The 17,176-nt window shown below is 56.1% G+C and carries 5 protein-coding genes and 1 pseudogene; all 6 read left to right on the top strand.

The features are described 5' to 3' along the window. Positions 1 to 206 precede the first annotated feature (206 nt). Positions 207 to 2,969, top strand: coding sequence for a type VI secretion system Vgr family protein (locus NMB38_RS06385; protein WP_050438009.1), 2,763 nt, complete (start codon positions 207 to 209; stop codon positions 2,967 to 2,969). Beyond that, complete coding sequence (locus NMB38_RS06380; protein WP_490806210.1) at positions 2,966 to 7,504, top strand: RHS repeat-associated core domain-containing protein; 4,539 nt, start codon at positions 2,966 to 2,968, stop codon at positions 7,502 to 7,504. Before NMB38_RS06385 ends, NMB38_RS06380 begins: the two co-directional genes overlap by 4 nt. A 9-nt stretch (positions 7,505 to 7,513) precedes the next feature. Beyond that, the gene (locus tag NMB38_RS06375) at positions 7,514 to 7,900 is read left to right on the top strand and encodes a hypothetical protein (RefSeq protein ID WP_125922824.1); all 387 of its coding nucleotides are present in this window, start codon (positions 7,514 to 7,516) and stop codon (positions 7,898 to 7,900) included. A 608-nt stretch (positions 7,901 to 8,508) separates the two neighbouring features. Further along, a pseudogene (locus tag NMB38_RS06370) lies at positions 8,509 to 8,756 on the top strand (PAAR domain-containing protein); the annotation flags it as partial. A 452-nt stretch (positions 8,757 to 9,208) separates the two neighbouring features. Further along, on the top strand, positions 9,209 to 11,950 hold the full coding sequence (locus tag NMB38_RS06365; RefSeq protein ID WP_281212088.1) for a type VI secretion system Vgr family protein: 2,742 nt from the start codon (positions 9,209 to 9,211) through the stop codon (positions 11,948 to 11,950). Then, complete coding sequence (locus NMB38_RS06360) at positions 11,947 to 16,578, top strand: RHS repeat-associated core domain-containing protein (RefSeq protein ID WP_494354924.1); 4,632 nt, start codon at positions 11,947 to 11,949, stop codon at positions 16,576 to 16,578. The genes NMB38_RS06365 and NMB38_RS06360 overlap by 4 nt, the downstream gene beginning before the upstream one ends. The last annotated feature ends 598 nt before the right edge of the window (positions 16,579 to 17,176 follow it).

The raw sequence follows: 17,176 nt of genomic DNA, 5'->3' as shown, positions 1-17,176 counted from the left end.
TGCGCTGATCAGCGCAGCAAGTACGGTTTTGCCCATTAAAAGTGCAACACCGCACTTGGAGAAACTTCCTACACCATATAAAGAAGTTTCACCGAAGACATGGAACGGATTCCGCACTACGGTCTTTCGTGCACTTTATTGCCGCGCGCCCCAGTACGCGCCTGGCTTCTTTGAACCTGCCCGAAGGAATGACAGCAGGAGTCCGCATGAGCAGTTTGAACGATGTGAGATTTACCTTCAGCACACCGGCCGATGAGTCTATCCAGTTCGATGTCGTCTCTTTCGAATTGACCGAAGCCGTCAGCCAGCTGTACCGCCTGGAGGTGGAGCTGACCAGTTTTACCGACGATGCCGATTTTGCCGCCCTGCTCGACCAGCCCGCGGTGCTGACAATCTGGCAGCAGAAACAACCGATACGCCATGTCCATGGCCTGATCAGCAGCTTTGAACAGGGTAAGACCGGCCATCGCCGCACCCGCTACCGCGCGGTGATCGAGCCGCAGTTGGCACGCGCTGGCTTGCAATCGGACTGGCGTATCTTCCAGCATCGCCCGGTGCCGCAACTGATCGAAGAACTGTTCCGTGAACGGCTGTGGGGAACGCTGACCCAGTATGTGGTTGATCCGCACCAAAGCCGCGAATTCTGCGTCCAAGCAGGTGACCTGGACCTCGACTTCTTCTGGCGCCTCTCGGCCGAGGAAGGCCTGATTTCGATCTTCGAGCACAGCGAAGGCAGCCACACGGTGGTCCAGGCCGACCAGATCCGTCAGTTCGGCACGCTGGAAGGCGAGCCGGTGCTGTACGTCGCCAACTGCGGCGGCTCCCAGGATCAGCCCTGCTTGCAACGCTTCAGCTACCGCGAGCAGGTACGCAGCAACAGGCAGACCCAGCGCGACTATACGTTTACCCATCCGCGCTACAACCTGCAACAGACCCAATCCCCACGGGACACCGGCAACCAGCAAAACGACTACGAACGCTACGACTACCCCGGCCGCTTCAAGCACGACAACGCCGGCAAGCCCTTCACCCAAGCCCGCGTCAACGCCCTGTTCGGCGATGCCCGCGTGGCCGAGGTTACTGGCGACGATGCACGCTTACAGCCGGGCATTGCCTTCCAACTGACGGGCCATGCCCGCGAGGACATGAACATTCTCTGGAGGCCGCTGCGCATCAAGCATGAAGGGCGCCAGTTCACCGCACTGGAAGAAGATGCTGCCGAATCCGAGCACGGCACCTCCTACCGCTACACCGCCACCCTGATTCCCGCCGAGGTCGAGTGGCACGCGCCGGCACGTCCCAAACCCGTCATCGAAGGCCCGCAGATGGCCAAGGTGGTCGGGCCTCCCGGCGAGGAAATCTACTGCGACGAGCATGGCCGCGTGCGCGTGCAATTCCCCTGGGACCGCCTGGGCCAGGAGGACGACAAAAGCTCATGCTGGGTCCGTGTGACTCAAGCGTGGGCCGGCGCCACCTGGGGCCATATGGCCATTCCCCGCATTGGCCAGGAAGTGGTGGTGAGCTTCCTCAACGGCGACCCCGACCAGCCGATGATCACCGGGCGCAGCTACCACGTGGTCAACCGCACGCCGTATCGCCTGCCTGAGTTCAAGGCACTCAGCCCGATCCGCAGCAAGGAACACCACGGCCAGCGCCATAACGAACTGCGCCTGGACGACACCACCGGGCAGATCAGCGCCGCATTGATGAGCGATCACGATCACTCGGCGCTGAACCTCGGCTACCTCACCCATCCACGTCACTTTGGTGGCAAGGGCCGGGGCCAAGGCTTCGAGCTGCGCACCGATACCCACGGCGTGGTCCGGGCTGGCGGCGGCTTGCTGCTGACCACCGAACTGCGAGCACGCGCAAGCGAGCACCACACGGACCTGGTGGAAACCGCCGAACGCCTGAAAACCGCGCAGGAATATCACACCACCTTCGCCAGTGAGGCCCGCGATCATCTGGCCCAGGAAAGTGGCGATCAGGATGAGGTTGGGGACGCGCTCAAGGCTCAGCACACCGCCATCCGCGGTAGCGGCGGCAACCCCGAGGCCAACCGCTTCCCCGAACTGGCCGACCCGCAATTGGTACTCGCCAGCCCGACTGGCATCGCCACCAGCACTCCGGAATCCACCCACATCGCCAGCGGCGAACACTTGGGCCTGAGCACGGGTGGGCACACCAGCATGGCCATCGGCAAGCGCCTGCTGATCAGTGCCAGTCGAGGGGTGCGGCAGTTCGTGCAGAGCATGGGCTGGCGACTGGTCGCCGCCTCCGGCGATATCGACCTCAAAGCGCTTAAGGACAACATCAACCTGCTGGCCAAGCTCAAGGTCAGCGTCACGGCCGAGCGGATCACGCTCAGTGCCAAGGAAGAAGTGGTGATCCAGGCCGGTGGTAGCAGCACTACCTATAACGCCAGCGGCATCGTGCATGCCACGGCCGGCGAATACACCGCGCATGCGACTGACTTCATCTACAAGGGTTCGAAAAGCCAGGCGGCGGCGTTTCCTGAAGACCTCAAGACCGGTACAGGCAACCTGGAACTGCTGCAGCAGTACGCCAACGCAATGCCCTTCAAGAAGGGCCAATACGAGGTAGAGGACGCTCTCGGCGAAGTCTTCAAAGGAGCGCTCGATGGTGATGGAAAAGCCAGTATCGCTGGTCTCGCTCCCGGCCCGGTCAAGGTGCGATTCAGCGACGACGACGTGGATGTCTGGCACGACCCAGGATTCCCTGGCCCCCATGAGCAAATCTCGGGTGAGCTGAGCCTGCGCTCACCAGCTGAGTTGAGTGAACAGGCCGGCGCCATTCTCAAGCAGCTCGCATCCAGCCCAACAGCGCAAGGTCTGAAAAGCGGAACTCACCAAGTCGGATCAAAGAAGCTGACTGATGTGGCCAAAGGAGTCCTTGAACGCACTGGCGTTCCCGAGACGCTAAGCAAACTCTCGGAGAAAGCACGATGACAGCCTCCATGCGTCCAGTTCAGCAGGCCACGGGGCCCACCAATACCGCGTCTGTCAATGACATTGAAGCAGGCAAGGAAAAGCTCGATCAGTGGATCCGCAAGATAACCCGCGGAGCCATAGGATGGACGGCCGTGAATGCCGCTGGCTCAGTCATTCCCGGCGTTGGCACGGTATTCGCCGCCGTTGATGCTATCGGCGACCTGCTTACGCTGATCGATGGAAATCAAAACGATTTTCTTACATGGGTGAGCTTCGGCATCAATGTGGTTGGCCTTGTCTCGTTTCCCGGTGTTGGCCCGGCGCGGCTGACAATACGTACAACGCTAGCTGCTGTTCGGCGCAACGGTATCGCCCTGATATCCGACGCTCTGCTCAGCGCACTTGAGAAAAATTTGAACGATAAAACGCGGGGGTCACTGGAGGCCTTTGCACAAGCAATCGAGAGTCGACTCAACGAACTGCTGACCAAGATCGCAGCAGAGATCAAGAAAGCATGCACATCGTTTGCTCAAATGCTCCGAGGTGTCGCCAGTGAGCAGGGACAGAAGGCACTCGCAAAGAAAACCAAGAAAGCCTCCATCCTCTTCGGGCCTGTAGTGGCGATCGGGGCCCACTTCCTGATCGAGGACAGACTGCTGTCACCGGACACGTGCCAACAGTTGCTTAAGGCCGCCAGCCTTGCAGAGCAGATTGGCCGTAACGCATCAGCCAAGATCCTTGGCATGGCTGACCCCGGTACCGTCGGGAGCATCGGGTATCTGGTACTGTCCCTGGCAAACGCGCTCAGGAACAGGAAGCGTCGTGGTCCCGTAGCCGCCGTTTCACACAACGACAAACCCAGCCGAGCTCAACATGTTCAGGGGCAAGGTGGACTGACAACACGAGGAACCGAACGGCCACCAGTCAAGGATTCCAATTGCCGAAATGTTGCCCCGAACGGCACCGGTTCCAACATCAGCTTCGCCACCGGGAGCGAATCATTTACCCATACCGACTTTTCATTGCCTGGGTGCTTCCCGATTGAGTGGGCAAGGACCTATCGCTCCAGCCTGTCGGCACTGGACGAAGGTCCCCTTGGTGCCCGTTGGATGCTCCCTTACTCCATCTTCATGGAGTGCGTAGGCGAAAGTGGGATTGCCTACCGCGACGCTGACGGCCGAAGCCATCACTACCCAAACCCCGCCGTTGGCAAACATAACTACGATGCGGTTGAAGACATATTGCTGATCCGTCCATCGGACTGCGAGCTGATAGTCGCCCGCGGTCATGACATCCAAGAGCACTTTCACAAGCAAGGCGAAACCTATCGCTTGACCACCATCAAGCATCGCAATGGCGCCTGCGTTGCACTGCACTACGAGCACCTGTTCAACGGTAAGCCCGTCCTGTCAGATCTGTTGACGTATCAAGAGGAACGCCAACAGCACCACATTCATCTTGAACCTAGCGGCACGGGGCATATCCGCTCGGTGTGGCTCATGAAGGACGGGGCGCCACTGCGCCAATTGGCTGCTTACGAACATGACAACAACGGGGATCTGGTCAGCGCCCAAGACGAAAATGCTGCGCAATGGGCATATACCTACTACAACCACTTGATCACGCGTTACACCGACCGCACAGGGCGCGGGCTGAACCTGGGGTGGAACGGTGAAGGCCCCGATGCGAAGGCAATACGGGAGTGGGGCGACGACGGAAGCTTTGAAACACGCCTTGAGTGGGACCCGAACATTCGACTGACCTATGTCACCGACGCGCAAGGACAAGAGACTTGGCATTACTACGACATCCTCGGCTTCACCTATCGCATCGTCTACCCCGATGGCAACGAAGAATGGTTCTACCGCGATGAGGCCAAGAATGTAGTTCAGCACATCCATACCGATGGCAGCACGGAGCAGTTCGCTTACGATGAACGCGGCAACCTCCTACAGCATACTCGGGCAGATGGAACATCCGTTCACCATGCCTACGATGATCAAGGCCAACGCTTCAAGACACGTGACGCAGAGGGCGGACTATGGAAGTATGACTACGACCAGCGCGGCAACATCATCGAAACTCAAGACCCGCTGGAGAACAAGACCCAGTACGCCTACAACAACGACAACCTCCCCATCGCCATCGTCGACGCCAATGGCGGCGAACGGAAGCTGGCCTACAACCGCGATAGCCAGTTGGTCAGCTATACGGACTGTTCGGGCAAAACGACCCAATGGCAGTACGACAACCACGGAAAACTGAACAAGCTCATCAACGCCGCCGGCGAAGTCACCGAGTATCTGTACGAAGCCGGGCAATTGACCCAGCTTGTCCATCCGGACAAAACCAAAGAACGGTTCGAGCGCGACGCCGAAGGCCGCTTACTTAAACACACAGATGCGCTTAATCGAAGCACCTCATGGGCATACAACGAAGCCGGTCTGATCCATCAGCGCCTCAATGCCAACGACACCACCCTCACCTATCACTGGGACAAGCTCGGCCAACTGGTCCGTCTGCGCAACGAGAACAACAGTGAAGCCAACTTCAAGTACGACCCCGTAGGTCGGTTACTCAAGGAAACGGGGTTCGACAAGGAAACCATCCATTATCTCTACGACCATGGCAGTCACCTGCCCACTCGACGCGTGGATGGTGACAGGACCACGCATTTCGAATACGACCCCATGGGTAGACTCATCGAGCGCAAAGCAGCTCGACGCGGCGGAGAGACGTGGGAAATTGAAACCTTTGCCTATGACGGTAACGGTAGCCTGATCTGGGCCGAGAATGGCATGTGCGCGCTGCAGTGGTTCTACGACGCGGCAGGGAACAACATTCGCGAACACCAGTTCCTCAACTATCTGGCAAAGCCCCAGCTTGCGATCTTCAAGCATGAGTACGATGCGCTCAACCAACGCGTCGCAACTACCCGCCCAGACGGTCACCGCGTCAGCTGGCTCACGTACGGCAGCGGTCATCTGCTTGCGCTCAAGCTCGATGACGTGGAGTTGCTGAGCTATGAGCGGGACGACCTGCACCGGGAGGTTGGCCGTGTGCAAGGCAATGGTCTGATCCAGCGGCAGTCCTGGAGCCCCAATGGGCAGCTGCTTGAACAGACCCTGGTTCGCCAGGGTGAAACACGCCGCCTGGTTGCCCGCAACTACCGCTACGACGAAGCCGGTCAACTTACGCATATCAATGACCTCAATCGCGGTGACACCCGCTATCGCTATGACCCCGTGGGACGGTTGCTGGAGGCCGATGTCAACTACGTCAAGGAGACCTTTGCCTTCGACCCCGCGAGCAACCTGCTTGATCCTGATGCTCCTCCCGGCCCGAACCCCCATTCACCGCGCAAGCTGATGGACAACGTGCTACGCAGCTATTGCGGCACCGAGTATCGGTATGACGAACGCGGCAACTTGTTGGAGCGGATCGAAGACGGCAAAAGCGGCAAATTCACTTGGGATCTGTACGACCGACTGCGGCGTTACGAAGATGACCGACTGGTTGTCGAGTTTGGCTATGACGCATTAGGCCGACGGGTCTATAAAGACTCGCATTCAAAGTACCGTAACCGCGTTCAAGCTGGGCCGGTGTGGAACGAGAACGCCAAGCGTGCGCTGGACGAGCAGCTGGGCTGTGATCTGACGCTGTTCGTCTGGGATGGCGATACGCTGGCCTTTGAGCAGAAGGGCCGGGATGGCAAGGGGCGGACTACGCATTACGTGTTTGAGCCTGGGACTTTCGTCCCTATAGCGCAAGGAGTAGTGGAGCAAATTGAGGAAATGCTGCATCAGCGAAGCCATGACTTTCTTGATGCGCTCAACCGAATTCCAGTTTGCAAAGAGCGATCCACACCAAAGCAGCTCGATGCTTTTGGCTGGTACCATAGCAACCATCTTGGCACGCCTGTGGAAATTACTGGCCATGATGGAATAATTCGCTGGCTTGGCAATTATACCGCTTGGGGACTAATTAAAGAAAACCGAAACAGCCATGAGGAATCCTTCCCACAGCCTCTGCGCTTTCAAGGCCAATACTTTGACGTGGAAATCAGCTGCAGCTACAACAGATTCAGATACTATAGCCCCAACACAGGCAGGTTCATCGGAAAAGATCCGATCGGTTATGCCGGTGGCCTAAACACCTACTGCTACACCCATAACCCTAACCAATGGATCGACCCGCTTGGGCTTACTAAAACCTCATCAATAAACGGAAGAAAACCACACTCATCAAAACCCAACCAAAACTCGTCAACCCCATGCAGAAATCCTTGGCAAATGCAACGCTATAATCGTGTCTGCGAGGGAGCCATCAATGGCACGAAAGCTAAATACTTTCGCGATCCTGACACCCAACTGTGGTGGTCACGAGACACCGAGAGTCATGGGGGCAGCAATTGGAAAGTGATGAGACAGCTTGGCGACCAGCTAATCCACCAAAAGGATGCCGATATATACGGCGACTATATGGAGGGCAAGCACAAAGGCCCAACAGGCGAAAAATTAAACCTCAAAGGCATGCGCTGCAAAGACACATAAGGAAAGAAAATGATCAATACAGTCGAAGAATTCAAACTACTTTTTGATAGAGACGACCACACTGCGCTCGCCCATCAAACTGCGCCACCTAAGGTTTGGAATGCAATACTCGACAACCACCCCCAATTGGCAAGATGCGTAGCTGCAAACAAAACCATACCTGACGAAATCATAGAGCGCCTCTCTTTAAGCCATGACATAGATGTTCGCTGGAACATCGCAACCAAACGCAAGCTTAAAAAATCCACATTCGAGCTACTCGCAACTGATTCAGACCCGACAATTAGGCATCGAATTGCTTGCAACCCAAAAACACCAAGGGATATCTTGCAGAGACTATCCATAGATCCAGATCCAATGGTCGCATCATCAGCTACACAAAAGCTCGCCAACTAGCATTGATAGATTGAAAACAGAGAACTTCCACACCCCCAGAAAACACCGACTGTTTTTTTGCCGAGGAGAGTTAAGCCATGCGAGAAATACCAGCTCACGCAGAACATCAAAAACCTTTAAAATGAAATTTGCAGAAAACAGACCATTCGACCTTAAAGAATGGAGCGCCCTCATACAGGCCCACTCCAGCTTTGCCACGAATAAAGACTGCGAAGAATTAGAGCGGCTTTAGACGAAGCGAGAGATAACATAAGCAAGGAAGTGGTCAGACAGCTCATGAGAACATTTTCCGATGCAGACGACTTCGAAATACAGAAAAACACCCGCACTCTACTGGAGCCCATTGAAAAGTCGATGTACTATCCGATTCTACTGGAAGAAATCAAAGGAAGATCAAGGCGCTCGCCCGAAAAGCGCTGGGACATGAATTTGATAGGAATCGAATTATATTCAAATACTCTTGGCAATCTACTTAACTTTGTGAGCAAAGCCGACAAAAACAAAGAGCCTCACTACGAGGCATTATCTCCTCAAACGATTTTGTAGAAAATTATCCTGATATCAGGACATTTTTAAATCAAGCCAAGCAGCAACTCACCTGACAACTCATGGATATAGTAAGAATAGGGGATATGACCGATCATGGGGGCGCGTCATAGACTCGATCCCCCACACCGACCTCACCGGAAAACCCATGGCAGGAAAAGGAAACATGGTGCTTTGCCCAAAGTGCAAGGGGGCATTTCCGATTATCGAAGGCAGCTCCACTTACCGGGTCAACGGCGTGCCCTTTGCCCTCGATGGCATGAAAACCGCCTGCGGCGCCAGCTTGATCGCTAGCACATCACGCGGTAGTCCATCGTTGAAGCCAAGAAACTGTGATGAGTCGGCGCGCAACGGGCATCAATCACCATGCCTGTTGTCGCCGCTATCGACACGAGCGGCAGCTCTGATCAGGCCGTACTCTTGTACATCTCCATGCGTAGGCCGCTGCGAAGCTACTTGCCAAATTACTCTCAAGGCCCCGGCCACTTTCCTGCTACCAATGGGGTGACCGGAACGCACGTTTAGAAAATAGTAGACTTTTCAAACTGACTTGACTCAATAGTCACTGCGCCAGTTGACGCAGCAACCCACAAAAATAAGAAGTACTGCATTTAGAGAAATTTCCTACAACTTTTTCGACCCTCTTTGCAGCGACTTGGAATGGATTTCCCGCTACGGTCTTGAGTGCACTTTATTGCCCCGCGTCTGAGTGCGCGCCCGGCTTCTATGAACCTGCCCGAAGGAATGACAGCAGGAGTCCGCATGAGCCATTTGAGCGATGTGCGCTTCACTTTCAGTGCCCCCGCCGATCAGGCCATTCAGTTCGATGTCGTCTCTTTCGAATTCATCGAAGCCGTCAGTGAGCTGTACCGCCTGGACGTGGAACTGGTCAGTTTTGACGACGATGCCGATTTCTCCGCCCTCCTCGATCAACCCGCTGTACTGACCATCTGGCAGCAGCAGGAGCCGGTACGTCACGTCCATGGCCTGATCAGCAGCTTCGAACAAGGCATAACTGGCCACAGCCGCACCCGCTACCGCGCCGTGATAGAGACGCAGTTGGCACGCGCTGGCTTGCAATCGGACTGGCGTATCTTTCAGCACCGGCCGGTGCCGCAACTGATCGAAGAACTGTTCCGTGAACGGCTGTGGGGAACGCTGACCCAGTATGTGGTTGATCCGCACCAAAGCCGCGAATTCTGCGTCCAAGCAGGTGACCTGGACCTCGACTTCTTCTGGCGCCTCTCGGCCGAGGAAGGCCTGATTTCGATCTTCGAGCACAGCGAAGGCAGCCACACGGTGGTCCAGGCCGACCAGATCCGTCAGTTCGGCACGCTGGAAGGCGAGCCGGTGCTGTACGTCGCCAACCGCGGCGGCTCCCAGGATCAGCCCTGCTTGCAACGCTTCAGCTACCGTGAGCAGGTACGCAGCAACAGGCAGACCCAGCGCGACTATACGTTTACCCATCCGCGCTACAACCTGCAACAGACCCAATCCCCACGGGACACCGGCAACCAGCAAAACGACTACGAACGCTACGACTACCCCGGCCGCTTCAAGCACGACAACGCCGGCAAGCCCTTCACCCAAGCCCGCGTCAACGCCCTGTTCGGCGATGCCCGTGTGGCCGAGGTCGCCGGCGACGATGCACGACTGCAACCGGGTATTGCTTTCCAGCTGACAGGCCATGCCCGCGAAGACATGAACATCCTCTGGCGGCCGCTGCGCATCAAGCATGAGGGGCGCCAGTTCACCGCGCTGGAAGAAGAGGCCGCCGAGTCCGAGCACGGCACCTCCTATCACTACACCGCCACCCTGATTCCCGCCGAGGTCGAATGGCACGCGCCGGCGCGTGCAAAACCCGTCATCGAAGGCCCGCAGATGGCCAAGGTGGTCGGGCCTCCCGGCGAGGAAATCTACTGCGACGAGCATGGCCGCGTGCGCGTGCAATTCCCCTGGGACCGCCTGGGCCATGAGGACGACAAAAGCTCATGCTGGGTCCGTGTGACTCAAGCGTGGGCCGGTGCTACCTGGGGCCATATGGCCATTCCGCGCATCGGCCAAGAAGTAGTGGTGAGCTTTCTAAACGGCGACCCCGACCAGCCGATGATCACCGGGCGCAGCTACCACGTGGTCAACCGCACACCGTATCGCCTGCCCGAGTTCAAGGCCGTGAGCCCGATCCGCAGCAAGGAACACCACGGCCAGCGCCATAACGAACTGCGCCTGGACGACACCACTGGGCAGATCAGCGCCGCATTGATGAGCGATCACGATCACTCGGCGCTGAACCTTGGCTACCTCACGCATCCGCGCCACTTCGGCGGCAAGGGCCGAGGCCAAGGCTTCGAGCTGCGCACCGATACCCACGGCGTGGTGCGTGCCGGTGGCGGACTGCTACTCACCACAGAAATCCGCGGCCGCGCCAGTGAACACCATACGGACCTCGCCGAAACCGCCGAGCGCCTGAAAACTGCGCAGGAATACCACACCACCTTTGCCAGTGAGGCCCGTGACCACCTCGCCCAGGAAGGGGGCGATCAAGACGAAGTAGGTGATGCCCTCAAGGCACAGCACAGCGCCATTCGTGGCAGCGGCGGCAACCCTGATGCCAACCGCTTCCCCGAACTGGCCGACCCGCAATTGGTACTCGCCAGCCCGACTGGCATCGCCACCAGCACTCCGGAATCCACCCACATCGCCAGCGGCGAACACTTGGGCCTGAGCACGGGTGGGCACACCAGCATGGCCATCGGCAAACGCCTGCTGATCAGTGCCAGTCGGGGGGTCCGGCAGTTCGTGCAGAGCATGGGCTGGCGACTGGTCGCCGCCTCCGGCGATATCGACCTCAAAGCGCTCAAGGACAACATCAACCTGCTGGCCAAGCTCAAGGTCAGCGTCACGGCCGAGCGGATCACCGTCAGTGCCAAGGAAGAACTGGTGATCCAGGCCGGCGGCGGCAGCAGCACCTACAACGCCAGCGGCATCGTGCATGCCACGGCCGGCGAATACACCGCGCATGCGACTGACTTCATCTACAAGGGTTCGAAAAGCCAGGCGGCGGCGTTTCCCGACGAGATCAAGGCTGGTCAAGGAAACCTGGAGCTGTTTCAGCACTATGCGAGCCGCCATGCCTACAAGATGGCAGATTACCGCGTAGAAGACGCGCTGGGTCGGGTGTTCACCGGAAAGCTGGATAGCGAGGGCTTCGCCAGCGTGGCAGGACTCACTGTTGGACCAGCCAAGGTGACCCTGGGCAACGACCCGACTGATACATGGTCGCCAGCGAGCGAGATCAAAGACCCTAACGAAAACGCAGCGAATCCGGGCGCCGTTCATCTTACAACCCAAGCAGCTCAGCAGGTTGCAACTGCAATTCTAGCGAATGCCGCAGTACCCAACTCTCCCAGTATCGAGGGGCTATTCAAGGAGGCTTTGGAAAATCCATCCGCCGAAGAAGTCAAGCATTTGGTTATTTCCGCCCTGGGGAAAGCAAGATCATGAACACAACGACAGCCCCCCGCGAGCGGGAAACAGCGGTCGCCCCTCTAGACACCATTGGCAACGAGGACGCAGAAGCAGGCGCCAACGCCTTTGACGCGTGGCTGAGAGGTATCAGTGACAATCAAATAACCCTCGCCCGCTTGAAGTCCATCGCTGAGTTCATCCCAATTGTAAATAATGTCATTTCCGCCGCAGATGCTGTTTCAGACATCATCATCCTGGCTGAAAGTGAAACGACCCAAGCACTGGACTGGGTCAGTCTTGGTATCAATCTGATAGGGATCATTCCTGCGCCACCCACCATGGCGTATGCGCGAAAGAGCCTACGGCCTTCACTGCATCTGGTTAAGCAACGCATCAAGGCCGACCCGAAAAGCCCGCTAGGGGACGCTTTGGTTGGCGTAATCGTCGGGCACCTGAACGCCACCATTCTTGGAGAACTGGAAAATTTTGTATCCCAGGCTCAAATCAAGCTACCGGGGCACTTAGCCGACGCGGGAGCACTAGGCAAGCAGATCATGATTGCAATCGCCGATGCCGTCGACGATGCAATGAATGGCAATCTCAAACCAACACCCATTGAGAAAAGCGAAGAAGATTCTCTTTTTTCGCAATTGGCAAAAAATGTAACCCATGCAGCGGTCTTGGTACCGCTGACAACACTCAACACCCTGTCTAAGTTGATACCGTTTGAAATAAAACAACTTGCCTTTCGTTTCACCAAAAAATTCCGAGCCCTCGCGAAAGAGGTAGAAAAATCAATCAACAAGCTGGGTGACCCCAAGGTTGAACAGAGCATCGGCTACCTGCTGTCCATGCTATACCAAGCTGCAAAATCAAAGCGCCGGCAAATAAACGCCAGTATTCAACAGTCCGGGGTGGGACAGGCCAGGGGGGTGAGTGGTCAACGCCAACTGGGGGCATCTGGAAATCAACCTCCCCCACGGCAAGAGCCGAACCCGGCGAAGAACAAAGCATGCCACGCGACCTGCAACAGAATTTCCTTCGCTCGTGGCTCGGAACAAATTACCCACACGGACTTCACGCTGCCTGGTCCATTCCCTGTGACGTGGACCCGCAACTATCGGTCTAGCCTTTCAGCGCTCGATACCGGCCCATTGGGCGCACGCTGGATAGGCTCATTCACTACACATTTTGAAGTCGTCGAAGACGCGCTGAATTTTCATGCCGCCGACGGACGATCACATCGCTACCCACTGCCCAAAATCGGAAAGTTCCATCACGATCCAATAGAGGAAATCATACTGGTACGCACAGGCGAGCGAACCCTATCGCTTGCCCGCGGACATGAGGTCGAAGAACAGTACGAACGCTCAGGCAACACATTCAGGCTTTTTGCGGTACGCCACCGGGGTGGGGCAAGTATTACCTTGCACTATGAGCACGCCCACAACGGTGTCCAAGTACTGTCGGATTTGCTGACCTATCAGAACGACCAACTCCATCAGCACATCCATACACACCTCGACCCGCAAGGGCGCATCGTCACCCTGTGGCTGATGCAGCATGGCGAGCCGCTTCGGCAGCTGGCCGAATATGAATACAGTGCAGAAGGAGATCTGATCTCGGCCCACGATGAGCACCAAAGAACATGGCATTACGCCTATCAGCATCACCTGATTACCCGGTACACCGACCGTACTGGCAGAGGCATGAACCTAGAATGGCTCGGCGAAGGGCCGGACGCAAAAGCCGTACATGAGTGGGCAGATGATGGCAGCTACGAAGTGCGTTTGGAGTGGGCCAAGAATATTCGTCTCACCTATGTGACAAACGCGCTCGGACATGAGACCAAACACTATTACGACATCCTCGGTTACACCTACCGGATTGTCTACGCTGACGGGAATGAAGAGTGGTTCTTCCGCGATGCTGCCAAGAATGTGGTTGAGCATGTTCACACTGACGGCAGCATCGACCGCTACGCCTATGACGAGCGTAGCAACCTGCTGCAGCACACTCGCCCTGACGGCTCATCCATTCACCATGCCTATGATGATCTTGACCAACGCTTTAAAACACGTGATGCGGAGGGCGGACTGTGGCGATATGACTACGATCAGCGTGGCAACATCATCGAAACCATCGATCCATTGGAGAACAAAACCCAGTACATCTATAACAGCGACAACCTACCCATTGTCATCACCGGTGCCAATGGCGGGGAAAAGAAGCTTGTATACAGTAGCGACGGACAGCTGGCTAGCTACACCGACTGCTCAGGCAAGACTACCCATTGGAAATACGATGCCCTCGGGCAACTGACTAAGTTGATCGATGCTGCGGGGGAAGAGACCGAATACCACTACGAGGCGGGCTATCTCAGCAGCCTGGTGTATCCCGACAAGACCCGAGACCGTTTTGAGTACGACGCCGAAGGTCGTCTGCTCACCTACGTCGATGCCCTGCACCGTCGCACCACCTGGAGCTACAACGAAGCCGGGCTGATCCAACAGCGCCTAAACCCCGATGCTTCCACCCTGTATTACCACTGGGACAAGCTCGGTCAGTTGGTACGCCTGCGCAACGAGAACAACAGCGAGGCCAGCTTAAAGTACGACCCCGTGGGTCGCTTGATCAGAGAGACGGGCTTCGACAAGGAGGCTATCGACTATCTCTACGACAACAGCAGTGACTTACCAACCAGGCGCCTCGATGGTGACCGTATCACCCACTTCGAATACGACCCAATGGGCCGTCTGGTCGAGAGCAGCGCGGGCGAACGCGGTGGCAAAGTTTGGGAAACCGAAACCTTCGCCTATGACGGCAATGGCCGCTTGCTACTCGCCGAGAACCAAGCCTGCAAGCTGCAGTGGTTCTACGACTTGGCGGGCAACAACACCCGTGAGCACCAGCACTTCAAGTACATGCAGCAGCCCAAGGTCGCGGTGTTCACCCACGAATACGACGCGCTTAACCTGCGCATTGCCACCACCCGCCCTGACGGCCACCGGGTCAGCTGGCTGACCTATGGCAGCGGCCATCTGCTGGGCCTGAAGTTCGACGACCGTGAACTGCTCAACTACCAACGCGATGATCTACACCGGGAAATCGGTCGCGAGCAAGGCAACGGCCTGGTCCAGCGCCAGACCTGGACCCCGAACGGCCAGCTACTCGAACAGACCTTGGCACACCACGGCGCTACCAAGCGCATCGCCATGCGCAGCTATCGGTACGACGAGGCTGGCCAGCTCACTCATATCAATGACCTGAATCGCGGGGACCTCCGATACCGATACGATCCCGTGGGGAGGTTGCTCGAAGCAGGACTCAACTATGACAAGGAGCTTTTTGCCTTTGACCCGGCGAGCAACCTGCTCGACCCTCAGGCTCCGCCTGGGCCTAATCCGCATTCACCACGCAAGATCCGCGACAACATACTGCGCAGCTACTGCGGGACACAGTATCGCTACGACGAGCGCGGCAACCTGCTGGAGCGAATCGAGAATGGCAAAGCAGGCCACTTCACCTGGGACCTCTACAACCGGCTACGAAGGTACGAAGATGACCGGCTGATTGTCGATTTCGCGTATGACGCACTTGGCCGTCGTCTCTACAAGAACTCTCGCTCCAAGTACAGGGATCGCCCGCAGGCAGGTCCGATATGGAACGAAAACGCTCGACGGCAGCGGGATGAAGAACTGGGCTGTGGGTTCACCTGGTTCACCTGGGAAGGTGACACGCTCGCAACGGAGTGTCGTGACCGGGAGGAACGGGGTGGTAGTACCACCCACTACGTGTTTGAACCTGAGACATTCGTTCCCGTGGCGCAGGCGGTGATCAATTCGACGCTCGATTTGTTACCACAACCTACCTACGGCGACCACTACGACATTGATCGAGATCCAGTATGGCTGCACAAGCCAAATCCAACGCTGGTAGGCACGTTTCCCTGGTACCAGTGCGATCAGCTCGGTACGCCCATGGAAATGACGGATGAGGACGGCAATATTGCATGGAGCGGAACCTATAAAGCGTGGGGATTTACTGATGAAAAGCGAAGTAACAACACCGAGCTGCTCAAGATCGACAATGCCATACGCTTCCAAGGCCAGTACTTCGACGTTGAAACTGGTCTTCATTACAACCGCTATCGCTATTACGGTCCCGAGGCAGGCCGTTTTACTGCAAAAGACCCGATTGGCTTCATTGGCGGACTTAATACTTATTCCTACGGCGCCAACCCTCTTTCATGGGTAGATCCGCTCGGACTAGCAGGCAATAAAGCAAATCGACGAGCAGGAGCTATACTTCAGAACATTGATAGCAAAGGAGGCGGGCACGCAAACTCTCGACACGGCGCAGGCACCACTCTATCTCAACAAGAGCATAGGGCGATCACGGACATACCGCCAGATTGCCCATGTATAAAAAATCCAAAACCGACAGACTCCACACGATTCTTAAGCAATATTGACCAACTGGACGCAATTCAACGTGGAAATGCACAAATGAACACCAATGGCAGCAATAGTGCAATTCTCAACATGAATCGTATAATTGGTGAAGGATACCGGGCAGGCGGCGGGAGCCGACAAGAAACAGCGACTGCTGTAATAGTCCGGAGAAACAACAACATCTTAACAGCATATCCAAAACTCCCATGAAAACAGTTAATATTAGTTACATCCACTACCTATATTACCCTTTAATCTCGATGACGGATGATGAGCTTAGCGCATTTCAAATAAATGAAAACAAAGATAGGGCTACCCTGTTCCGACTAATGCGCCTAACGCTTGAGCAATTTGGCCCTAAAACCAAATCAAATATCTCCGACTGCCTCGAATACATTATATCCACGTGCAATCATGAAAAATATTGGCGCCAACTAGTGCCACACGAAGTACCTCTTGACGAAGTCAAGAACAAGCCAGAGTATTTAGATTTATTGTATCGCTCGCTTTTTGATCGAGCACCTACACCATGCAAAAACGAAGTTATTATCTCAGAAGGAATTCCTCTTGAAGGACTGACGACAAAAGACTGATTTTTATTTTCGCCAGTCCACAGGTGCAACCTATAGACTGGCGAGCTTTTAAAAACACCCCCAATTAACTAGGATGCGACGACAGAGAGGATATTGCGTTCTTCAGCCCTGCATACCCAGACCGTTTTAAGAGAAAACTCAGCAGCCCCATATTTTGGCAATTTCAGGAGGCGCCCCCAAGACAAGGCATTAAACTCCCGACAACCCCAAACCCT

Source organism: Pseudomonas sp. FBCC-B35, from assembly GCF_059133755.1.
This window is presented reverse-complemented; position numbering and strand designations above follow the sequence as displayed.

Coding starts and splice junctions, on each gene's coding strand:
- NMB38_RS06380 (WP_490806210.1), top strand. CDS start 2,966: ATGACAGCCTCCATGCGTCCAGTTCAGCAGGCCACGGGGCCCACCAAT.
- NMB38_RS06385 (WP_050438009.1), top strand. CDS start 207: ATGAGCAGTTTGAACGATGTGAGATTTACCTTCAGCACACCGGCCGAT.
- NMB38_RS06365 (WP_281212088.1), top strand. CDS start 9,209: ATGAGCCATTTGAGCGATGTGCGCTTCACTTTCAGTGCCCCCGCCGAT.
- NMB38_RS06375 (WP_125922824.1), top strand. CDS start 7,514: ATGATCAATACAGTCGAAGAATTCAAACTACTTTTTGATAGAGACGAC.
- NMB38_RS06360 (WP_494354924.1), top strand. CDS start 11,947: ATGAACACAACGACAGCCCCCCGCGAGCGGGAAACAGCGGTCGCCCCT.